This window comes from Pseudomonas sp. S3E17, assembly GCF_024168685.1.
GTDB classification, from domain to species: domain Bacteria; phylum Pseudomonadota; class Gammaproteobacteria; order Pseudomonadales; family Pseudomonadaceae; genus Aquipseudomonas; species Aquipseudomonas marginalis.
This window is the reverse complement of record NZ_JALJWE010000001.1, coordinates 1,570,294-1,592,344: the sequence shown is the minus strand read 5'-3', so window position 1 is coordinate 1,592,344 and position 22,051 is coordinate 1,570,294. Positions and strand designations below refer to the sequence as shown.

Annotated in this window: 19 protein-coding genes; 9 read left to right on the top strand and 10 right to left on the bottom strand. The window is 59.5% G+C overall.

Features of this window, described 5'->3' with window-relative positions; all coding sequences use genetic code 11:
• Positions 1 to 93: 93 nt before the first annotated feature.
• Positions 94 to 741, bottom strand: coding sequence for a hydrolase (locus J3D60_RS06730; RefSeq protein WP_253490547.1), 648 nt, complete (start codon positions 739 to 741; stop codon positions 94 to 96).
• A 175-nt stretch (positions 742 to 916) separates the two neighbouring features.
• Here J3D60_RS06730 and J3D60_RS06725 point away from each other — a divergent pair, with 175 nt between their 5' ends.
• Both J3D60_RS06725 and alaE read left to right on the top strand, forming a co-directional pair.
• Complete coding sequence (locus J3D60_RS06725; RefSeq protein WP_253490545.1) at positions 917 to 1,840, top strand: LysR family transcriptional regulator; 924 nt, start codon at positions 917 to 919, stop codon at positions 1,838 to 1,840.
• A gap of 113 nt (positions 1,841 to 1,953) precedes the next feature.
• A complete protein-coding gene (gene alaE / locus J3D60_RS06720) occupies positions 1,954 to 2,415 on the top strand; it encodes an L-alanine exporter AlaE (protein ID WP_253490543.1) in 462 nt (153 codons plus the stop codon).
• 77 nt (positions 2,416 to 2,492) lie between these two features.
• Here the strand turns inward: alaE and J3D60_RS06715 are convergent, their stop codons facing one another.
• A complete protein-coding gene (locus tag J3D60_RS06715; RefSeq protein WP_253490541.1) occupies positions 2,493 to 4,109 on the bottom strand; it encodes a hybrid sensor histidine kinase/response regulator in 1,617 nt (538 codons plus the stop codon).
• 96 nt (positions 4,110 to 4,205) lie between these two features.
• Between J3D60_RS06715 and J3D60_RS06710 the strand changes: the two genes are divergently transcribed.
• On the top strand, positions 4,206 to 4,844 hold the full coding sequence (locus J3D60_RS06710; RefSeq protein WP_027608115.1) for a response regulator transcription factor: 639 nt from the start codon (positions 4,206 to 4,208) through the stop codon (positions 4,842 to 4,844).
• Between the two features lie 21 nt (positions 4,845 to 4,865).
• On the opposite strand, the gene J3D60_RS06705 is transcribed toward J3D60_RS06710, so the two are convergent.
• Positions 4,866 to 5,273, bottom strand: coding sequence for a hypothetical protein (locus tag J3D60_RS06705; RefSeq protein ID WP_027608114.1), 408 nt, complete (start codon positions 5,271 to 5,273; stop codon positions 4,866 to 4,868).
• Between the two features lie 459 nt (positions 5,274 to 5,732).
• On the opposite strand from J3D60_RS06705, the gene J3D60_RS06700 reads away from it, so the two are divergent.
• On the top strand, positions 5,733 to 6,128 hold the full coding sequence (locus J3D60_RS06700) for a hypothetical protein (protein WP_092485590.1): 396 nt from the start codon (positions 5,733 to 5,735) through the stop codon (positions 6,126 to 6,128).
• 102 nt (positions 6,129 to 6,230) lie between these two features.
• Positions 6,231 to 7,877, top strand: coding sequence for a hybrid sensor histidine kinase/response regulator (locus J3D60_RS06695; protein ID WP_253490539.1), 1,647 nt, complete (start codon positions 6,231 to 6,233; stop codon positions 7,875 to 7,877).
• Here the strand turns inward: J3D60_RS06695 and J3D60_RS06690 are convergent.
• Both J3D60_RS06690 and J3D60_RS06685 read right to left on the bottom strand, forming a co-directional pair.
• A complete protein-coding gene (locus J3D60_RS06690; protein WP_027606758.1) occupies positions 7,874 to 8,494 on the bottom strand; it encodes a response regulator transcription factor in 621 nt (206 codons plus the stop codon). The two genes, J3D60_RS06695 and J3D60_RS06690, sit on opposite strands and share 4 nt — an antisense overlap.
• Before the next feature lie 230 nt (positions 8,495 to 8,724).
• Positions 8,725 to 9,438, bottom strand: coding sequence for a DUF3108 domain-containing protein (locus J3D60_RS06685; protein ID WP_253493971.1), 714 nt, complete (start codon positions 9,436 to 9,438; stop codon positions 8,725 to 8,727).
• Between the two features lie 266 nt (positions 9,439 to 9,704).
• On the opposite strand from J3D60_RS06685, the gene J3D60_RS06680 reads away from it, so the two are divergent.
• The gene (locus tag J3D60_RS06680; protein WP_253490537.1) at positions 9,705 to 10,673 is read left to right on the top strand and encodes an OmpA family protein; all 969 of its coding nucleotides are present in this window, start codon (positions 9,705 to 9,707) and stop codon (positions 10,671 to 10,673) included.
• 82 nt (positions 10,674 to 10,755) lie between these two features.
• Here J3D60_RS06680 and J3D60_RS06675 read toward each other — a convergent pair whose 3' ends face one another.
• From J3D60_RS06675 to J3D60_RS06665, 3 genes are all read right to left on the bottom strand, one after another.
• On the bottom strand, positions 10,756 to 12,249 hold the full coding sequence (locus tag J3D60_RS06675; protein WP_253490535.1) for a methyl-accepting chemotaxis protein: 1,494 nt from the start codon (positions 12,247 to 12,249) through the stop codon (positions 10,756 to 10,758).
• Positions 12,250 to 12,501: 252 nt separating this feature from the next.
• On the bottom strand, positions 12,502 to 14,664 hold the full coding sequence (locus J3D60_RS06670) for a TonB-dependent siderophore receptor (protein WP_253490533.1): 2,163 nt from the start codon (positions 14,662 to 14,664) through the stop codon (positions 12,502 to 12,504).
• A 186-nt stretch (positions 14,665 to 14,850) separates the two neighbouring features.
• Positions 14,851 to 15,342, bottom strand: coding sequence for an Lrp/AsnC family transcriptional regulator (locus J3D60_RS06665; RefSeq protein WP_253490531.1), 492 nt, complete (start codon positions 15,340 to 15,342; stop codon positions 14,851 to 14,853).
• A gap of 121 nt (positions 15,343 to 15,463) precedes the next feature.
• Here J3D60_RS06665 and J3D60_RS06660 point away from each other — a divergent pair, with 121 nt between their 5' ends.
• Together J3D60_RS06660 and J3D60_RS06655 are read left to right on the top strand one after the other, a co-directional pair.
• Positions 15,464 to 16,498: a histone deacetylase family protein gene (locus J3D60_RS06660; protein ID WP_253490530.1), complete on the top strand. Its 1,035-nt coding sequence runs from the start codon at positions 15,464 to 15,466 to the stop codon at positions 16,496 to 16,498.
• Positions 16,499 to 16,565: 67 nt separating this feature from the next.
• Complete coding sequence (locus tag J3D60_RS06655) at positions 16,566 to 17,972, top strand: amino acid permease (RefSeq protein WP_253490529.1); 1,407 nt, start codon at positions 16,566 to 16,568, stop codon at positions 17,970 to 17,972.
• Between the two features lie 12 nt (positions 17,973 to 17,984).
• Here the strand turns inward: J3D60_RS06655 and J3D60_RS06650 are convergent, their stop codons facing one another.
• Positions 17,985 to 20,528, bottom strand: a complete 2,544-nt coding sequence (locus J3D60_RS06650) for an autotransporter outer membrane beta-barrel domain-containing protein (RefSeq protein ID WP_253490528.1) — start codon at positions 20,526 to 20,528, stop codon at positions 17,985 to 17,987.
• Positions 20,529 to 20,940: 412 nt separating this feature from the next.
• Here J3D60_RS06650 and J3D60_RS06645 point away from each other — a divergent pair, with 412 nt between their 5' ends.
• Positions 20,941 to 21,195 carry a hypothetical protein gene (locus tag J3D60_RS06645; RefSeq protein ID WP_065941702.1) on the top strand — a complete coding sequence of 85 codons (255 nt, stop codon included), beginning with the start codon at positions 20,941 to 20,943 and terminating at the stop codon, positions 21,193 to 21,195.
• A gap of 46 nt (positions 21,196 to 21,241) precedes the next feature.
• Here J3D60_RS06645 and J3D60_RS06640 read toward each other — a convergent pair whose 3' ends face one another.
• Positions 21,242 to 22,003, bottom strand: a complete 762-nt coding sequence (locus tag J3D60_RS06640) for a PIG-L deacetylase family protein (protein WP_065941701.1) — start codon at positions 22,001 to 22,003, stop codon at positions 21,242 to 21,244.
• Positions 22,004 to 22,051: the final 48 nt, after the last annotated feature.

The window sequence follows — 22,051 nt, the reverse complement described above, 5'->3', positions numbered from 1 at the left end:
CTTCTTCTGCGGCTGAAACCTGGGCACGCAAGCGTTGACCGATGAACGCCACATCAGGCCAGGGCCATCACGCAATCATCAACTGCCCTTTGATCAGGTTTTCTTGCCCGCTTCCTCCAGAGCCTTTTCAGCGTTGAACCCGTCGAAGTTCTCGAACACGCCCATAAAGCCCGGCACGGTCACTTCTCGCGCCCAGTCGCGCTGCAGTTCGCAATACATCTGCACGCGGCTGATGAGCTTCGCGCCCGCCTGCTCCATTCTGCGTAGCGCCGCCTCGTGTGCGGCGAGCGATGTGCCGCCAACCGCGTCGACCGGCACATACACTTCATAGCCTTCCTGGATAGCGTCGAGCACCGGGAATGTCAGGCAGGCCTCGGTCCAGAGCGCCGTCATGATGAGTTTCCTACGCCCAAGTGCCTTGACCGCCTGTTTGAATTCCATGTCCTCCCAACTGTTGATCGAGGTGCGGTCATAGGTCGGCAGGTGGCCGAGTACCTCTTGCAGTTCCGGGATCGGCGGTTTATTGCGACCGGTCGCTACATTGACGGTGGAATGGATGATCGGAAGGTTGTAGTTGACCGCCGCCCTGGCGACGCTGGTGATGTTGAAGACGAGTTCGTCACGCGGCATCGAGCGGATCGAGGAAACCTGAACAGGCTGATAATCGATGATGATCAACGCTGAGTTTTCCGGGGTCAGTAGTGGGTCGGTATGGGGGTTGCGCAGAGTCTCGCTTGCCATGGGCAAATCCTTTTTATGGGGGCACGTTGGTAAAAGGGCCTGAGCCCGTGCGGGTAATGGATTCCAGGACACGGGTAGAGGATGCTGTGCCTGGAAAATCCATTGTGCTGTTCCCATGTTCGACGCAGTAGTAGCATCGCGCGATGTGCTGTGTCGCATGATGGGGAACGCAAGCATGGATATCGAAGAACTACAGACCTTCGTGGAGGTGGCCGATGCCGGGGGCATTTCGCAGGCTGCAGTGCGTCTTGGCGTATCGAAGTCGATCGTCAGTCGTCGCCTGGCTCGGCTTGAAAGCGAACTGGGCGTGCAACTGCTGGCACGCTCCACTCGCGGGGCAGCACTCACTGAGTCCGGCGCGACATTCAGGGACTACGCCGCCAGAGTCTGCACCGAGATCGACATCGCCAAGGAAACGATCCTGCCTTCCGGCGCGCTTCGCGGCCGCCTGCGCATGGCCGTCCCGCTGTCGTTTGGCCCGACTCATTTCGCACCGGTGCTGGCGGAAATGGCACGCCGTCACCCTCAGTTGCATATGCAGACTTGCTACAGCGATCGCTTCGTTGACCTCATCACCGAGGGCTACGATTGCGCCATTCGCGTGGGGTATCTGAAGGACTCCAACCTGATCGCAAGGCGCATTGGCCCGGTCTATACCAAGCTCGTCGCGAGCACGGATTACATCAAGGCGCACGGTGCCCCCGCGACGCCGGACGACCTGGTCGACCATCAGGCGCTTCTGCAAGGCACTGAAGCCTGGCAGTTCATGGACGGCGACAAGATCATCACGGTTCGTCCACAAGGACGCTTCAAGGCCGACAACGGCATCGCCCTTGTTGCCGCCGCGATCGCTGGCCTCGGCGTCGCCTACCTGCCTGACTGCCTCACCCATGAACACGTGGCATCCGGCGCACTGGTACCGATCATGACAAACCATCCACCACCACCGGCCGGGGCCTACATCCTCCGCCCGCCGGGTCCGCATCCCGCCCGGAAAATACGCGTGCTCACCGAACTGCTGATCGAGTTCTTCGGCGAATCTCCGCACCTGGCGGTGCAGCCGCTGTCACATCGGGAAGATGCGCCGCCGAATAGCTGAATCATGGTGGGCCGAGTAACCGGGCTGAAGGTTGGCACTGTTGGCTGAGCTGGCGTCGTGCGTGAATCAAGGTCCAGCGCTTTGTTTGTTCAAGCCAGGACAGGAGATGTGATGTGCTTCAACGCTCGCAACAGTCAATGGGCCGGACTGCGTTTTTTGCAGACACAACAGCGCTGATCGTGTTTTTCACAATCACCGGCATCATCAATGAACGTTTCATTGCCGGCATGGCCTGGGATCAGGTCCTTCATGCGCGCCTTCTGGGCGCAGTGCTGATGGTGCCGGTCGCGAGACCTTACGGCCTATGGCGGGATTGGGTGATGACGCGCGCCAGTCAGGGTCGGGTTTCCAGGTTGCTATGGGACAGCCTTGCCCTCGTCAGCTTCCAGGTGCCCATCTATGCAGCGATCATTGCCTTCAGTGGTGCATCGGGCAGTGGGCTGGTGCGCGGCACGCTCGGTGCGGCGTTGATGATGCTGGTTCTGGGCCGGCCTTATGGGGCGTTTCTCAATGGGGTGCGCAAGGTGTTTGGATTGCCTCCGGGTGGAGACAAGCCGATGTCGCTGAACAGCTGAGTGACCGCTGCTGGGCGATTCTGTTGCGGTGGTCGGACGGACGTCCTTCGATATATCCGGGCATGGACATCCTCCAGCTAACCCATTTCCCTGGCGAAATGCTTGGTCAGTTCGAGCAGGGTCGTTCGCAATTCAGGCGGACGCACGGGCTTGGACAGGATGGAGATATTCATGTGGATCAATGTGCTGCGGATACGCTCGATTTCATGGCCGGTCATGATCATGGCCGGTACTTCCCAACCACGCTGTTCGCGAATCGCGGCGATACACTCGGAGCCTGAAATCCTAGGGCCCAGGTCGAAGTCGGCAATGATGATGTCGCATTCCGTGGTCACGTTCAGTCCATCGCTATGACTTTCTACCTCGCATCCCCATTTTTCCAGCAAGGCCGAGGTCGCCATCAGTACGTTGGAATCGTCTTCCACCAGGCATACCCGCAGCCCCTGCAGACGGCTTTGCGTGGCCGCTGGCCGTTGTGTCTCGGTGCCCGGCGCGACGCTTTCCAGGCGTTGGATAGTGGCGCGGGTGCCTTGGCCGAGTCGGGAGTCCAACTGGATATCCAGATTGAGCAACTGGCTGATGCGCTTGACGATGGACAAGCCCAACCCCAGGCCCTCGACATCCTTGTCGCGTGCGTGGCGCACCCGGTAAAACTCCTTGAATACGTCCGGCAGATGTTCAGCGGCGATGCCGCGTCCCTTGTCGTAGATGACAATGGCCAAGCCCTTGCCTCTGGGACGCACACCGATCAGGACCGGTTGGCCGGACGCGTATTTGAGCGTATTCGACACCAGGTTCTGCACCATGGTGGTCAACAGCCCCGCATTGACATTCACCCAGTGCTCGCAAGGGCGCAGGCGCAGTTGAACCCCGGCCCAGCGTGCGGCCTCGGTGTTCTGTTTGACGACGTCCCGCAGCAGCGCGCCCAGGTTCACCGGCTCCGCTTGCGGCTCCAGCTTTCCGTTGTCGAGGGTGTAGATATCCAGGATCGAACGGAACAGTTGAGAGACGGTATGCAGCGAGCGGTCGATGTTGTCCACCAGTCGCAGTTCTTCGCCGCCCAGATTCGCGTCCCGCAGGCACGCGGTGAACAGGCCGATGGAGTGGATGGGCTGGCGCAGGTCGTGGCTGGCCTGGGCGAGAAAGCGTGATTTCTCCTGATTGGCGGCGATTGCCTCTTCCGACGCGATACGCGTGCGTTTGAGCAGAATGTGCGCATAGGCCGGCACGACGATGGTGGTCACGATCAGCATCAGGAACATGTAGGGCTGTGCGCGCCAGAAGGGGGTGAGCATGAAGATCATGACCAGCATGCTCAGCGCGATGAGTGTCGCGGCGGTCAAGTAGCGCGAGCCAAAGCGCATGCCATTGCCCAATGTGACCCAGAGCAACGCTGCATAAACCGGCAGCGCGCCTTCTCCACCCACGATCATGGCGAAAGCGATGCCGGTATAGTCATGGGCCATGGCGAACAATCGGCGCCAGAAAAAGTGCCCTGGCCAGCGCTTGATCGCCATGCGCAGGGGGACTGCCACGCTGATGAAAAACGCCATGTACCACATGATCGGTACATAGGTGGCGAAGTCACTTGAAGGAAGGAGGGCCACCACAAAGATGTACAGCGAAGCACAGGTGCTGACCGTCAACCGCAACGTGGCCTGGTCCAGTTCACTGTTCTTTTCCGTCGTGTTCATTGCGATTCTCCAGGGTAAGAAGTCGCTTAAAAGTTGAAACCTGGCGTTACAGTTTGCGTTACGATGCGCCGGACCTGAGGTGAGATGGACCTTGACATGACGCACAGAATCATAGTGGCAGATGACCATCCTCTGTTTCGCGAAGGTATGCTGAGAACCATAGAACGGCTTATGCCGACAGCGATGATAGAGCAGGCGGGCAATCTGGATGAAGTACTGGCGCTGGCGCGTGCGGGCGCAGAAGTTGATTCGTTGATTCTGGACCTGCGCTTTCCCGGTATCACGTCTATGCAGGTCATAGGCCAGCTGCGCAACGAGTTCAAGCGCACCTCGATCATTGTGGTGTCGATGGTCGATGACCTGGACATTATTTCCCAGGTCATCGCCCAAGGTGCTGATGGCTTTATCGGCAAAAACGTTGATCCGGCAGGCATTGCCGAAGCCATCCTGGCGATTCGGGAAGGGGAGGTCGTGGTGAAGTACAACCCCGAAAATCCCCTGCTGGACCCAAGCCTTGCCTCACTCACCGCCCGCCAGCGGCAAGTGCTCGGCCTGGTTGCGGCGGGCAAGACCAATAAGGAAATAGCCAAGCAACTGGGTATCTCCCCGTTCACCGTACGCATCCATGTTTCCACTCTGCTTAAATCCCTGGGTGTGCCCACCCGTGCGGCGGCGGCGGCTCAATTCAGTAACTTTCCCGGTGCCAGTGGGTGGCCGGGCAAGCTCGATACGTGAATCAAGACGGTGCAATGACCATTAGAGCGTGGGTTGGGGCACGGGGGTGTTACCGGGGATCAACTTGGCGCCTTTAGGCCTTTTTGGACAGTCGCCAGATGAATACCAGCGGGTCACCACGCCCTTTTCAATCATGAACCGCTGTTCGCAACGGGCGTAATCAGGCACATAACCCCATTCCATCGAATGGCTGCCGTTTGTAAGCCATACGTAGTCGTAGCCGATGATTTTCGAGTTGCCATCACTGAGGCCATGGCTGTTTTTTGGCGCCCCCCATGACGTCACCAACTCATCTTCGGATGCACCTACCCATGAAGCAGTAATGTCCGATGTCGTTTGATAACGCTGGTTCATGACCAGATTACTCAAGGGAGAACCCGCACACCCGGACAGCATCAGAATGGATAAGACGGTGATCCATGATTTCATATTTCGACTCCATTCATGCGGCTTCAATAATCGGGCATTACATCAACTGGCGAGCAATTTATTACATTAATTCAAGCCATTAATGTCCATCTGGCTATGCTAGACAAGTCCCTGTTGGTCGCCTATAGCACACTTGTACTATGGCGTCAGCTCACGCGCCCTCATAAGCTGTACACGCTCGAAAAAGTCTTAAAGGCTTTGAGCCAGAGCGCACGCCGGAATGCACTTTAACTTCAGCGTTGAAGTGTTCCAGTGTGTTTGCCCGCCTGTGAATCCAAAGGCTCGATTAGTTGCACTACGTTGTGTCAACTTCACCGTGCACCCGGTCGAAATGGAATGGTATTAATCACAACTCAAGGTAAGTCTATGTGCTTGAAATATGGAAAACTACTTAGAATCGGATTCACGCTGTGCATACTGACCGCAGGCCTGGGAGGCTGTGCTAACACTGGGGATTTGATGAATTCCTTAAATCCTGGAGCACAAAAGTACGATGTTGCTTACCTGAAGAAAACCATCATCCCGGGAAAAACTACCAAGACTCAGGTGACGCAATTGTTCGGCGCTCCAGCCGAAGAGCAACTTGATTCAACGAGCAGAAGCAACGGGTCCAACTGGACCTATGATAAAAACCAGGAGGGCCTGGAAAAGTACATGACCCTGGCCCACAAATATGTCTCGACCGAGACAAGCCTGAAGATGTACGACGCCTCGTCGCAAGTCTCCAAGGCACAGGGTGTCGCCAATGATGTCGGCAGTGTGACGGGCACGAAAAAAGCTCAAAGCCAGACCCAGGGAACGAAGTTGATAATCTACTTTGTGGATGACGTGGTGGATTACTACAGGCTTTACTGACACGTTCCGCTTCTGATACGACACGCCGTGTCGTTTGATGCTTAACACGCCAACCTACGCCTTATTGTTCTCAAGGGGGCGGCATCCAGCGATGCATCCCCCATGGTCCATGAGGTTGAACGCGTGGAAAAGAACAGCGAACTCAATCAGGCCACGTTGCGCCTGACCGTCAGCGCCTGTGCGCTGCTGTACATCATCGTACTGAGCGGGCTGCGCCCCAGCGATACCGCAGCCTACACGCCCATCATCGTGTATATCTCCACATTCATCGTGGTGTCGATATTCCTGCGCATGGCGATCAAGCGCTGGCCAGGACACTTTTTTTGGCGGCGCTTGCTTTCCATGCTTCATGACTACACCGGTATCGCTTTCGCCATGGTGCTGGGAGGCGAAGGTGCATTGCCTATCTATGCCGCGCTGCTCTGGGTAACCCTGGGTAATGGCATGCGTTTCGGCTCACACTATCTGGCCCTGGCAACCGTGATCGCGTTGTCCACCCTTATCGTTATTTTCTTGTTCAACCCCTTCTGGCGCGCACAGCCCTACATGTTCCTGATGCTGATCGTGACCACCATCGTCGTGCCGACCTATGCGCACATTCTGCTCAAGCGCACTCGCATCGCATCGGAAGAGGCAATCGCCGCCAATCAGGAGAAATCACGCTTTCTCGCCCAGGCCAGCCACGACCTGCGCCAGCCCATCCACTCCATCGGCCTGTTCACCGCGTGCCTGCGTGACGCGAGTCTGGGCGGCGAAGAACTGCGACTGGTGGACAACATCGACCGCTCGCTGCACACCGTCTCTCAACTGTTCCGTTCGATTTTGGATATCTACACCCTCGACAACGGAAAGCTGGAGCCGCAAGCGGAACCGGTGAACCTGGGCGCACTGCTGCAGGAGGTCGTCAAACAGAACACCGAGGCCGCACGCTGGGCCGGGATTGAACTGCGCCTGCGCCCTTGCGAGCACTGGGTGAATGTCAATGCGGGGCTGTTGACCACCATGGTGCAGAACCTGGTGTCCAATGCGATCAAGTACGCATCGGGAGAGCCCGTGCTGATCGGTGTCAGACGCCAGGCAAAGGGCTTGGCCGTGGTGGTTTACGATAAGGGCTGCGGTATCGCCGCCGAACATCTGCCGGACGTATTCAAGGAGTTTTATCGGGTGCGCCACGCACGCGATAAGGATGTCGAGGGCCTGGGATTGGGCTTGTCCATCGTCAAGCGCATCAGCCAGTTGCTCAATGTCGATGTACATATTCGCTCCACGCCCGGGCGCGGCACCCAGGTGGCAATCAGCGGGTTGAAACACGCCGCCCCCAAGGTCGTCGCGCCTCGGATGAAAAGCGCCCATGAACGCCTGAACGGACTACGGATATGCCTGATTGAAGACGACGCCAATGTGTTGCTGGCCACCAAGGCCCTGCTGGAGAAATGGGGCTGCGTCGTCGAGACCCACAGTGATGCGGATACCCTGGCCAGCGATTGCGACATCATCATTGCCGACTTCGACCTGGGCACAAAGGTCTCGGGGGCTGAATGTATCGCGGCAATACGCGAGTTCCGGGGTCAAGAGATACCGGCATTGGTCATCACCGGGCACGAAATCGAGCGCATCCGTCAATCACTGCACGCATTCAATATCTCGGTACTGGCCAAACCCGTGCGACCGCCGGAACTGCGTAACGTGTTGCTTGAACAGGTCAAGTCAATGAAGTGTGAGTTACCCGTAGATTCATCAAGGGACTAGCAGGTGTAGCGCCCCGCGAAACGCGCGGCGGCTACTGCTCTATTGGGTACGTTCAAGGCACGTATCAGCGAAGACACGTGAATACGCACGGTATAGGGAGAGATTTCCAGTTCAGCGGCAATTTCCTTGTTGGTTTTACCTTGTGCGATCAAATGCCAGACTTCCCGCTGCCGCGACGTCAGTTTGCCCATCGCGTGATCACTTTCAAATGATGGCGATTCGGCCGGTTCGTATTTGACCACTACTTGGCCGTTCCGAATATCGTTGATGGCGTTACGTACCTCTTCGGCTGAAATGTTCTTGCCAATAAAACCATTGGCGCCGGCCTCCATCACTCGCGTAATGACCACGCTGTCATCGACTGTCGAAACAACAACGACTGCAGTAGTGCCTCTTTCCTCGCACAGTTTTGCAAGCTCTTTCAAGGAGCAAAGCCCTGGCAAATATACTTCGATAAACAGCATGGCCACAGGTTGCCAGCGATTCAGGAGAGCCCAGACTTCCTCCAGGTTTCCTGCCTGTTTTATTTTTGCTCCAGGTATTAAGCACTCCAGTAATCCTGTCATGCCCTCTCGATAAAGTGGGTGTTCGTCCGCCACCACAATTCGGCAACTCATATCAGCAAGCACAACCCGTCCAGATCAATGAAAACACGCTTTGATCATGTCCGACTCATACAACTTATGATATAGAACAGCTGAACTAGTACACCTGTACTAGTTACTAAAGGCCATTAAGCAATTAAGTACATTTTGCTCGATGCAATTGCGGCACAAACAGCGTGCTTGAACCCGTTGCCAGGAAGGGCAGTGCTATCCTACTTCTCATCGCCTGGGCATAAAGCTACCTAGTTGGCTCGCGTCTCATATCGCATCTTGACCACTTCAACGAGCCGCTCCTGTCCTCCATTGGTTCCGGAGAGGCTGGTCGACCTGATTGATTGCCCACGGTAGGGCCCTTCGGCAGCAAACCAATTCTGCACCACGACCTTCTGGGTCGGTTGTTGACCGGACGTTGATCCAGTGGAAATTTCATTGGTGAAGCGACAGGTCTCGAACGTCCCGAGTGCTGTCTTGATCGTTTCGCGGCCGTGGTAGGTCAGCTTTTCTGATACCCCAAACTCAAGCGTGGTGCCGCCGCTGACGACCTGGTTCTTGTAACTGACGGTGACTGTCTGCCCGGGTTGTAAATCCAGCGGCGTGGTGGGAGGAGGGGTGTAAAGGGTCGTGGTCAACGAAGGCCCGGCACCGTGCCGATCACCATAGCGAATCAACTGGCCGTCCTTGATTTGCGCAAAGGTGGTCGTCAAATACACCGGCGAATTGCTTATGAACGTGGTGTGTAATGACGCCACCGGGTTGGCCCCGGCGAAGTCTTCAGGGCCCAGCGTTTCGGTTTTACTACGATTGGTTACTGCAGAGGTGTTGTCGCGACTTTCAGACTCCACAACGGTGCCGGCCTGGAAATCCGCTTCATTGGTACACGGTGCCGAGGAGGCCGTAGCAGCAACGGCTGCCTCGGTCCAGGTAGCGCTGGTGGTTAACAGCGAGATCAAGGCCATCGCCAGCGCAGCGTTCATTTCAATTTTTCTGGTGGTTATAGGTTTCAAAAAAAGCATCCCTGTTCAATACGATCGGCAGCGTCGAATAGCGTAGAAAAGACCTGTTAGAGCGCGAACAACTGTGATCCAGCGCTAACGCGCGATGCAATAGGGCAGCTGTGCTATTGAGTTATCTCGATAGCCCCGGTTTTATAAGCAGCCAACGACAGCAGCACCCTTTATCCGCTCGACCATCACCCTGGGTGCTAAGGATTTGCGGGAATAACATGACGTTAGTGAAAAAAACAGCAGCGACTACCCTGGTTTTAATCGTCACCCTGGGGCTGAGCATTCAAGCCTCGTCATTCGAGAGCGGAGCAGACAACAAGGTATTCGATGCCGCGAGCCTTAAGGTGTCGAACGTGCCGTTGGGCGCCTTTCCCTACATCGCCCTTCCCGACGGATATGTCATCGCCACCGCGCCCGATGTCTCCGACTTTGATCAGGTACCCTTCTGGACCGGTGATCGCCTGGCAGTGGTAGAAGGCAAGGTCTGGTCAGCCCATATCGACGCCGCGCAGGGCAAGGCGTTCTCCGACCTGGAATTGCAGCGCAACCTCGAGTCCGTCGTGTCCTCGTTGGGCGGCAGCAAGATCTTCGATGGCAGGATTCCGGAAGACCCTGGCCAGAAGATCAAAGAATGGCCGCGGGACTTTGCGCTCAAATACAACAGTGGCCTGGGGGACATTTGGAATAACGCCGCGCAGGTGTTTGTTATCCATCGCGCCGACCGCGATATCTGGATTCATTTGTGCAGCTACGCGTTCGGCGGCGGCCTGCTGATTGCCGAAACCAAACCGCTGCAAATAACGGCCAGCCTGTTGCCGGCCAGTGAACTGAAAGCGCAGATAGATAAAACCGGCAAGGTGGCATTGCACATCAACTTTGCGACTGACCAGACCCGCATCCTTCCGGGTTCACAGCCACAGATCGAACAAGTGTTGTTGTTACTCAAGCAAAATACGTCGTTGAAACTGGCCATTAACGGCTACACCGATCACACCGGTGATCCCGCGCACAACAAGACACTGTCATACGGCCGCGCCAAGGCCGTCGAGGCCGCCATCACCGCCAAGGGCATCGACGCAGCGAGGTTATCTGCGGCCGGATTTGGCGAGGCTGACCCGGTGGCCGACAACGCCACCGAGGCAGGCAAAGCTGAAAACCGCAGGGTCGAGCTGGTCAAGCAAGACTAAGCGAACGCTCAGGACCAGGGGCGGCCCGGGCCGTCAAGACGAGACCCGTGATGGCTTCCGGCCGATGGCGAGCCCCAAACTATCACTGATGAAACCGCCGCCCCAACGCATCCAACCGCACCGCAATCGGCGGCAACTGCTCGCTGCTCCTGGCCAACATCTCCACATCCTCCGCCGTGCTCTGCGCAATGCTCTGCACCGACTGCAAGCGCCCGACAATCTCCAGGTTCGCCGAAGTCTGTTCGCGTGTGGTGGAGACAATCCGCCCATTCAGCGCATCGATCTGGGTAATGTCATTGCCCACCGCTCGCAGCATTTCCACTGCCAGCTGACTGTCCTCCACACACCGTTCCACGCCCTGGCGGCTGTCGTGCATGGCTTCCACGGCCTGGCGGCTGCCTTGCTGCAGGCCCTCGATGATGGTTTTGATTTCCTGGGTGGAGACGGCGGTGCGTTGCGCCAGGCTGCGCACTTCGTCGGCGACGACGGCGAAGCCGCGACCTTGTTCGCCGGCGCGGGCGGCTTCGATGGCGGCGTTGAGGGCGAGGAGGTTGGTCTGGTTGGCGATGCTGCTGATGACTTCCAGTACCGAGCCGATTTGTTCGGCCTGGACCGCCAGGCCTTGGACGGTGTGGTGGGTGCCTTCCAGGCGTGTGGCCAGTTGGGTGATTTCGTGTTGGGCGCGGCCGACGCTTTCCTGGCCACGCAGGATTTGTTGGCTGGCGACGCCCGCGTGTTCAACCGCTTCTTCGACGTGCACCGTAATGTGGCCCATGGCGTCTTCCATGCGCTGCATGGAGTCGGTCATTTGCGCGATTTCGGCCAGTTGGTGGCGAGCGCCTTTTTCCAGGGTACCGCTGGCGTGGGCCAGTTCCTGGCCGAGTTGGCCGAGGCCGTGGGAGTCGCGGGCGACGCCGTCTATGAGGTGGGTGATTTGTTGCAGGAAATGGTCAAAGCGCTTGGCAAGGGAGACGTGCATCTTGCCTTCACCTTTGGCGCTTTCCACGGTGAATTGGGTGGTGACGGCGAGCATTTTTTCCAGCATTTCCTCGCTTTCCACCGCCTCGGCCTGGCTGTTCACCGCGAGGTAGAGCAGGGCGATGGTTTCCATCACGACGTAGAAGGCGTGGACAAACACCATGGTCCAACCGCCGTGATGCGCCATCACGAACACCGGGAAGCCTTGATGCTGCAACGCATGGAACACCACGTGGTGCACGGCAATCGTCAGGGCGGCCACCAGGATCGGCAGCCAGTCTCGATAGAACGTCAGCACCGCCAGCAGCGCGAAAATCCCGAAGTGTGCTTCGATCACACCCTGGGCCTGGTTGATGTGCAGCGCCGCCATGACCATCAAGCCCGCGCCCAGTGCGCAACGCATCACCCGTGTGCCGCCGATGGCGCGGTAGAGCGCGGTGAGCACCGTGCTGGTGCCTCCTCCCACGACAATCGCCTGGGTCAGGGTGTCGTGCCAGAACGCAAGCCCGACGGAGAACAGCGTCATCAGCCAGATCAATGCCAGCATGATGCGGTCGGCCTTGCGGTAGTGCTCCAGGAAACGTGCGCGTGCGGGCATTCACTCTTACTCCATGTGGTCTGGCAAGGATCAAAGCATGCGGCGTGCCACTACGGCCCGCGGGTACAGAGCAAAGCCGGTATCAGGCACTTTGCAGGTGCAGGGAAGCAAAAAGCTTATCGGCATTGGGGGAGGGGACTTTAAGCGCGAACGCGTTCGGAGGGGGCAGAACACATTCCTGGTGGCAAGCGGGGTCAATGTGGGAGGGGGCAAGCCCCCTCCCACATTAGGACCCCCCTTTTACCAGGTGGATCAGAAGCTGTACTTGGCCGTCAGCATCATGTTGCGTGGGGTGCCGTAGGCGTCGCCGCCATAGCTCACGGAGTTGGCGATGCTGGAGTAATAGCGGCGGTCGAAGATGTTGTTGGCGTTGAGCTGCAGGTCGAGGTGGTCGTTGACCTTGTAGCCGGCCATCAGGTCGGTGACGGCGTAGGCGCCCTGTTGGAGGCGGTAGGTGCTGCCGTCAGCCAGCTTGACGTCGTTGTACAGGCGGCTTTGCCAGGAGATGTTGCCGCCCACGCGCAGTTTCTCCAGCGGGCCCTGGAAGTTGTAGCGGGTGGTCAGCTTGAACAGGTGCTCCGGAACGTCCGTGTCGTACTGCTTGTTGACCTTCTGCGGGTTGGCTTCATCCTTGATGGTGTGGGTACGCGCGTAGGTGTAGCCACCGCCGACCTGCCAGTTCTCGGTCAGCGCGCCTTGCAGTTCGAAGTCGATCCCCTGGCTGCGAATCTCTCCGGAGGCCTCATAGCACTCTGTCTGTGGGCAGTTTTGCACGGTCACCTGGGTGGCGCGGTTTTCCTGGTCGACACGGAACAGCGCCACGCTCGCATTCAGCGCGCCACCCAGGTATTCGCCCTTGATGCCGACCTCGTAGTTCTTGCCGACAATCGGCTTGACCGGGGTACCGGAGGTGTCCTTGGCGCTCTGCGGCGTGAAGATGTCGCTGTAGCTGACGTACACCGAGTGATGATCGTCCAGTTCGTAGATCAGCCCCGCATAGCGGGTGAGGTTGCGGGTGACGTGATAGTCGCCGTCATTGCTGCCATGGGCATCGTAGTCATACCAGTCCAGGCGCCCGCCGAGGATCAGCTTCAACGGGTCCGCCAGGCTCAGGCGCGTGGTCACGTAGACACCGTCCTGGGTGGTGACTTCACGGTCGTTGGTGGTGTGGACGAAGTCCGGTTTGCCCGCGGTGAGGGGCCAGTTGGTGTTGTAGGGGCTGTAGTTGTGGGTGGTCATGTCGTAGATGCGTCGGCTGGCGCCCACCACCAGTTCATGGGTGCGCCCGAATGCCTGGAACGGGCCGCTGGCAAAGGCGTCGACACCGGCCTGGTTTTCATCGTAGGCGGCCTGGTAGACCGTGCGCGCCAGGGTGTTGTTGACCCAGCGCGACTGATAGGAACCGGAAAACAACGCGTTCTGTTCGGCGTAATTGGCGTTGACCTGAAGCTTCCAGTCATTGGCCAGGCGCTGGCGCAGTTCGGCGAAGACCGTGTTGATTTCCTGGTCCTTGTTCTCCCAGTCGGTACCGGGGTTGTAGGAACGTGGCAGGTCCAGGTGGTGGCCGTCCTGGCCGATCATCGACGAGCCCCAGAAGTAGTTGGTCTTGTCCTTCTGGTTCGAGAAGCCGAGGGTGAGGGTGGTGTCTTCGCTCAGGTCGGCCTCGGTGACGGCATAGAACAGGCCGTGATAGGACTCGACGTTGTCGATGAAGCTGTTGGCGTCGCGGTAGGAGGTGACCACCCGGCCGCGCCAGGTGCCGCTGTCATTGAGCGGACTGGAGGCGTCGAGCTCGCCACGGTAGTCGTCCCAGCTGCCGGCGGCGCCGGTGAGGGTGACTTTCTGTTCGTCCAGCGGCCGCTTGCGGACCAGGTTGATGGCCGCCGACGGGTTGCCCGCACCGGTCACCAGGCCGGTGGCGCCACGCACGACCTCGACACGGTCGAACATCGCCAGGTTCGGCTGGGCGCCTACGGAAACGCCGTTGTAGCCGCTGGGGATGCCGTCGTACATCAGGTTGTCGATGTCGAAACCGCGTGAGGTGTAGGACTGCCGGCCTGGGCCGCTGGAATAGTTGAGGAATAGCCCAGGCGTGGCATTGACCACGTCGTTGATGCTGGTCATCCCCTGGTCATCCATGCGCTGGCGTGTGATGACGGTAACGGCCTGCGGGGTTTCACGCAGGGTGAGGGGCAGTTTGGTCGCGGTTTTCATCGCGCCGGTGGTGTAGGACTGCGTGCCCTCGGTGGTTTCGCCCAGTTGTTGCTCGCCGGAGATCCGGGTGGCCCCAAGCTCCAACGTGGTTGCAGGCGTTTCAGCGTCGGCGGCGAAGGCCGCGTGCGAAGTGGCGAGACACACCGCCAAAGCGATCAGACTGGGTGTAAAACCTTTACCGCCGTGTTGTTGCACAGACATGGAACGGACTCTCCCCTAAGTGCCGTCCGTGGCGAATAATAAATCTGTTGATAATTATTCGCATTAGTTTGGCAGATTAAACCTGCCGAAAAAAGCCTTTGGGGAGAATTGGTTAACGAATTTTTCACATCTGGGGGGCAGGCGTTTGGCCATTACCTGCCGTCGGCGAGTTCTTTTTTTGCGTGCTCAATCGCGCTTCGGAATCGCGATCCGACTCGTCGCCTTCACCTCGCGCAGCGCCAGGCTCGACTGGATCGACGCAATCCCCAGCTGCCGTCGCAGCACGCTTTCGACAAATTCGCTGTAGCTGTCCAGATCCTCCGCCAGCACCTGCAAGAGGTAATCCGCGTCGCCGGTGATCTTGTGGCACGCCAGCACCTGAGGCAGCTCTTTGACCACCGCCTCGAACGCATCCGGCGCATGGTCGGTGTGGATCGCAAAACGCACATGCACAAACGCCATGATGTCCAGGCCGAGCAACTTGCGATCCAAGTTCGCCTGGTAGTCCTTGATCACGCCTTCTTCCTCCAGGCGTTTGCGCCGCCGCCAGCAAGGGGTGAGGCTCAGGGCCAGGCGCTCGCTCAGTTGGGCGTTGGAAATACTCGCGTCTTCCTGCAGCAGGGCGAGGATGGCGAGATCGGTGTCGTCCAGAACGACCTGCTTGGTTTTATTTTTCATATTTGGCTGTAACCAGGGTAAAAACACCCGATAAAGCTATCAGTGTCAGAAGTAAAAGCAAAGAAAGCCCTGCTCAGCCAGAACAAAATAGACCCTGTCTTTTTCTGGCGGATGTATCCAAATGCTGACTGTTTTTAGTGATGACCACCGTTTGCACCACGGCACCGAACTCAAGGACGGCGTGCTCAAGCCCTCATTCGAACAACCCAGCCGCGCCGACACCGTGCGTGACCGCGTCCGGCACGTCGGGCTGGGCGATATCATCGTGCCGCGCAGCTTCGAGCGCGCCTGCTACGTCAACGCCCACAGCGAGCGCTACGTCAGCTTCCTCGAAACCGCCTGGGCCGAATGGACCGCCATCGGCCGCCGCCATGACGCGCTGCCGCTGGTGTGGCCGGTGCGCGACCTGGCCAATGGGCAGGTGCCGGACTTTATCGACGGCAAGCTGGGTTTCTTCGCCATGGACGCCGGCTCGCCGATCACCGCCACCACCTGGCAGGCGGTCAAGACCAGCGCGGACATCGCGCTCACCGGCCTGGCGCTGATCGACGAAGGCCATCACAGCGCCTTCGCCCTGTGCCGCCCACCGGGGCACCACGCGGCCCGCGAATACATGGGCGGTTATTGCTACCTCAACAATGCCGCGATTGCCGCGCAACAGGCCATCACCCAAGGCGCCAGGCGCGTGGCGGTGCTGGATGTGGATTTCCACCACGGTAACGGCACGCAGAATATTTTCTACGACCGCGCGGATGTGCTGTTCATCTCCCTGCACGGCGACCCGTCGGTGTCCTATCCGTATTTTTCCGGCGCCGACAGCGAACGCGGCGCAGGTGCCGGGCAGGGCTTCAACCTGAACTACCCCTTGCCGAAAAACACCACGTGGGGCCAGTACAAAACCGCGCTGATCCACGCCTGCCAGCAACTCAAACACTTCGCCCCCGAGGTGCTGGTGATCTCCCTCGGCGTCGACACCTTCAAGGACGACCCCATCAGCCACTTCCTCCTCGACAGCCAGGACTTCCTCAGCATGGGCGAGATCATCGCCGGCGTGGGCGTGCCGACGCTGTTCGTGATGGAAGGCGGCTACATGGTCGACGAGATCGGCATCAACGCCGTCAACGTTCTGCACGGCTTCGAAAGCAAGATTGCCTGACCTAATAACAACACTCGCTCGATTCTTTTTTCTGCCAAAACTCAAAAACATAACAAGAGGTTTTGTGATGAAAACAACCACGTCCGGGCTGTGTGAGAAGCCTGCGTTGCAACGCACCCTGAACAACCGCCACATCCAGCTGATGGCCATGGGCGGTGCGATCGGCACCGGCCTGTTCATGGGCTCCGGCAAGATCATCGCGTTGTCCGGCACCTCGATCATCCTGATCTACATGATCATCGGGCTGTTCGTGTACTTCGTGATGCGCGCCATGGGTGAGCTGCTGCTGTCCAACCTCAACTTCAAGAGCTTTGCTGACTTTGCCGGCGCGTACCTGGGCCCGCGTGCGGCATTCTTTCTCGGCTGGTCGTACTGGCTGAGCTGGAGCGTGGCGGTGGTGGGGGACGCGGTGGTGGTCGGCGGGTTTTTCCAGTACTGGTTCCCCCATGTGCCGGCCTGGATGCCGGCGGTGGGCATGCTGTTGACGCTGTTCGCGTTGAACGTGCTGACGGTCAGGCTGTTCGGCGAAGTGGAATTCTGGTTCGCGATCATCAAGATCATCGCGGTGCTGACCCTGATCGGTGTCAGCGTGGTGCTGATTGCCAGTTCGTTTGTCTCGCCCACCGGGGTCAGGGCCTCCGTGAGCCACTTGCTGGACAAACAGGCGGCGTTTCCCAATGGCCTGTTCGGTTTTTTCGCCGGCTTCCAGATGGCGATCTTTTCCTTTGCCGGCACCGAACTGATCGGCACCGCAGCCGCCGAAACCCGAGCACCGGAAAGGACCTTGCCCAAGGCGATCAACTCGATTCCGCTGCGCATCATCCTGTTCTACGTGCTGGCCCTGGCGTGCATCATCGCGGTCACTTCGTGGCAACAGGTGTCGCCGAGCAAGAGCCCGTTCGTGGAACTGTTCCTGGTGGCGGGCTTTCCAGCTGCGGCGGGGATCGTCAATTTCGTGGTGCTGACCTCGGCGGCATCGTCGGCCAACAGTGGCGTGTTCTCCGCAAGCCGGATGTTGTTCGGTCTGGCCGACCTGGGGGACGCGCCGGGTATCTTTGGGCGCTTGTCGAAAAGCAGCGTGCCGTTTATCAGCCTGGCCTTCACAACCTTGCTGATGCTGGTGGGCCTGGTGTTGCTGTTTGTGGTGCCGGAAGTGATGACCGCCTTCACGATTGTGTCGACGGTGTCGGCGATCCTGGTGATTTTCACCTGGTCGACCATCCTCGCGTCCTACATCGCCTACCGTAAAAAGCGCCCGGACCTGCACGCCAGGTCTCTCTACAAGATGCCCGGCGGTGTGCCGATGGCGTGGTTTTCTCTGGCATTCCTGGTCTTCGTGTTGTGCCTGCTGGCGTTGCGGCCGGATACACGCCTGGCGCTGTGCGTGATGCCGGCCTGGTTTATCTGGCTGGGCATTGCCTTTCAGTTTTCACGCTTCAAGGCGGCCGGTGTGGTCAACCCTGACCACAGGTGATTCACGGGGTGCTCAGAACTCCATTCTCAGGCCAAATGTGCCCTGGCGGCCGTTGAAGGTGTTGCTGCCCAGGTTGCGGTTGTAGCCCACCTCGCCGTACAGGCTGATGCCCGTGGCCACCTTCAGCGTGGCGCCGGCGCTCAGGTCCAGGGTGGTGGACTTCTGCTCGGTGTCGATGGCCGTCACACCGTTGAAGGTGACGGTGTTCTGCCCGGCGCTGCTGTGCCAGACGTTGGTACGGACGTAGGGCTGCAGCGGCATGCCACGCACCCGGTAGTCGCCACGCACGCGCACCCCGAGGCGGCCGGTGACGTTGGTGTCGGCGTCATAGGCGACGTCGGAGATCCCGTCGTTTTGCTTATCCAGTCTGGTCCTGCCGATGAACAGTTGCGCCTGCGGTTCAACCACCCAGCCAGCCCCCCATGTAAACGGCCAGCCGGCCTCGGCGGAGGCTGTGACGTTGTGCCCGTGGGTGTCCATCTTCACGCCACGATCCGACTCGTTATTGCCATCGAAGCGGGTGCCCATCAATACCAGGTCGAGGTAGGCCTGGTTGGCGCCGATCAGCGTCCAGTAGACCCCCAGGCTGTCCCCGCGCAAGGTGGTCTTGCCGGCGTCCTTGTCCTGCCAGCCGCCGTTGAAGCCCTTGATGTTACCTTTGAGGGTGCTGTGGCCGACAAAGAACCCGCTGCGTTGGGTCAGGCCATTGTCGTAGGTGCTGGCATACAGGTCGGTACCCACTTGGAAGCCGGTCACCGAACTGTCGAGCGATGGGCTGACCGTCCCGGTGAAGCTCTGACGCGAGCTGCTGCCGTAGAACCGCCCCCAACCTGAGGTGAATGCACCGCTGTGCAGTTGCTGGCTCTGGTCACCCATGCGCTGGTGAAAGGTGCCGAGCATGCCCTGCACGAGTTGCTGCGCGGCGGGAAACAGCGCGGCGTAGATCGGCACTTCCGGACGATAAATGGGGATCGGTTCGGTCCCGGGATTGGGCGGCAGCGGTGGTTCACCGGGAACCGGAGTGGGTAACGGCACGATTATCACCGGGTCAGGCGGCACCACGGGGATCGTCGAGCGCAGGTAGTAGTTCTCTGCCGTGCCGGCCGTTACGCCGCCCTTGAACAGGTAGTAGTCGAACGCCCCGGCTGATACAGGCCCGGCCAGCGTAAACGCGTTGCCACTGCCAGACGCGCCGTTGAGGGCCTGCACCACCTGGATGCCGTCCTGCAGGGTGGCCGCCCCCGCGCCGCCGAGGTTGGTGACACTGATGGCCGTGGTCCCGGCGAGTGTGCCCTGGTTGATGATCAGTTTGTCGCTGGGGGAATCGTCCGCACCCAAGGCGCTTTGCAGCGCAAGCCGCCCATTGTCGCCGGTGTAATTGCCATTGATGGTCAAGGTGTCGTTGGTCCGGGTGTTGCCGGTGGTCATGTTGAGGGTGCCACTGTTGGTGACGTTCACCCGTTGGCCGGCCGTAAACGGGTCGATCACTCCGGTGCTGATCAACAGTTCACTGGTTCCGTCGATGGTCAGGCTACCGGTACCGGTGGCGCTGTCACCCAGTTTCAGCGTTCCGCCCAGGGTCAGCTGCGACTGGTTGTCCAGGCGGATGTTTTCCCAGTTGGGAAACAGGCCTGGATCGCCGGCCTTGGTATTGTCCAGTGTGAGCGTGTCGATACCCAGGCCACCGTCGATCAACTGCGCCGCGGCCAGTTGGGTGCTGACCAGGTTCTGCAGCACCGCCGTGTCGTCACCGGCGCCCAGCAGTACGAACGAATGCAGGTTGCCACCGGTCCATTCGAAGTGATCGTTGCCAAAGCTGAGGAGTATCTGGCCATTGACGTCGCCACCGGACACTGCCACGTGATCGTTGCCCCCGCTGACACTGATGTTGCCGCCGATAAAGGCCGAGCCCGAGATCAGGATGGTGTCGTTGCCGAAGCCCGTTACCAGGTTGGCGATGATGCTGCCACCCGACATATCGAACAGGTTGTTGTCGAGCTTCATGTCGACCCGGCCGATGGTGCCGCCGCTCATCTTGGCCTGGTCGCCATCCTCGAAGGCTCCGGTGATGGTGCCGCCACTCATGTTGAAGGTGTCCAGGCCATCACCCTGGGCCAGTGAGGCAATGGTGCCTCCGCTCATGGCAAAGCTGTCGACGCCTGCGCCCTGGCTGACGGCGCCGGCCTGGCCGCCGCTGATCTGCGCTACATCTGCCCCCGAGCCCTGGCTGACGCTGCCGGTGATGCTGCCCAGGTTGAGCCGGAAAATATTACTGCCATCGCCCTGGTTGAGGTTGCCGTCGATCCCGGCGCTCGGCCCGTTCACATCCACCAGATCGTTGCCGGCGCCGTAGGTGACATTCCCGGTAATCCGCCCCGTGGCGCTGATGTTCAGGGTGTTGTTGCCCGCGTTGTCGGTAAATCCCGGTGCCGTGCCGCTGTCGCAGGAAGAAAGGTCATCGCCGGCGGTGTTGCTGATGGTGCACGCCCCGTAAGACGCGGGCGGCAACGTCGCCAAGGCAATCAGGTACAGCAGGGTCAGAGTCCGTGAGTGCATGATCCATCCTCGTGCGAGGGGAAAGTTGCCCCGGCACCGGCAAAGGCCGGTGCAGGCCAGACCATGACAACGTGACGCGATACGGATCAGGGACGACGGGTTACCTGTTCGAAAACACCGGCCAATGCAAGGGGTTGGCATGGCTTTCTCGACTGCACCTCAAGCTGTGCAGCGCTTTTTGCACCATAGCCACCCATCCTGCGGGCCGCCACTGTCAGAAATAACAGGTGTAGACGAGTTATGGCGCAGCATTGGCTTGGCTATGCTGGATGGACCGGGAACGAAACGGTAGTGGATGAATATAGAGGGCAGGGGCCTTGCGGGTCTCAAGGGCGTAGCCAACGGATGATCCTGTAGTCGACGTGCCTGGCGAATGGCCTGTGAGGCCGCCACATCTACAAGGAGTGCTATCGTGAATACCCAAACAGTAAAAGCATTGTGCGCGTCCCTGATATTGATGATTTTGCCCAGCCAGAGCTGGGCCGCGCTGTTTGACTGCGCGATCTACGACACGACGATCAACGCCGGGCAAGGGGCCGACGCCAAGCAGGCAGATGAATCAGTCGAAGCCGAAAGCGTCGACGAAGCCCAAGCAACATTGCGTGACGACGCTCGCTGGCAGGATGCCAGTCGATACCTTATCAAGTGCCGGGAGTCCGAGGAGTAAATGTACGGCTGACGGGAGCGGCGGGCTGCTCGCTCCCTTTCATGCCTTACGCAAACACAATCTCGTAAGGCTCGCGCATACGCTCCAGCAGCACTTGGGCCAATATGGGCGCCAGGCCGATCTGCGGATCGCCCGCCAACTGGCTGGCATACGCATGGACGGCGTGGAGCTTGCGCGCCACGGTCCAGGTGTCCAGGCGTACCTTGCGCGCCCGTTGCCAGGGGATCGTCGCACCCTCGCGGGCGGGGCAGTGCCAGGCCCAGATCGGCAGTTCATAGAGTTGCGCGCCCACCAGGCTGCAGGCGTTGGCGCTGGCACGGCCGACGGCCTCATGGTCGTCATTGCCGTCGTTGCGCCAGGTGGAAAACACCACGTCGCCCGGTTGCAGGTAGCGCGCGATGAATTGGCTCAGTTGCGGTTCGCGGGCGGCGAGGGCGTTGTCGCAGAAACCGCCGCGAATCCACTTCAGGCTGTGCAAGGGCATGCCCAGGCGGCGCAGCGCCTCGGCGCTTTCCTGGGGCCGCACCACACTCAGGCGGCTGGCCGGCCATACGTGGGAACCCGGGTGGCTGGCACTGCCGTCCGTGATGGAGATCATTTGCAGGGGGTGTTCCAGGGTGCTGAGCAATTGCAGTAGACCGCCGCAGGCCACCACCTCGTCGCCGGGATGCGGCGCGATGATCACCACGCGCGCGCCAGCGGGCACCAGGGAGGCGGTAGAGATAGGCGGGATTTGCGCCAGCTGCGGTGCGCTGTTCCAGATTTGCGCGGGGCCGCGACGGCCTTCACTGAGGGAGGCAGGCTTCATGGGCGTTACGTCCTTGTCGGTTGATGCTGGGTCGTGCCCCGTTGACGG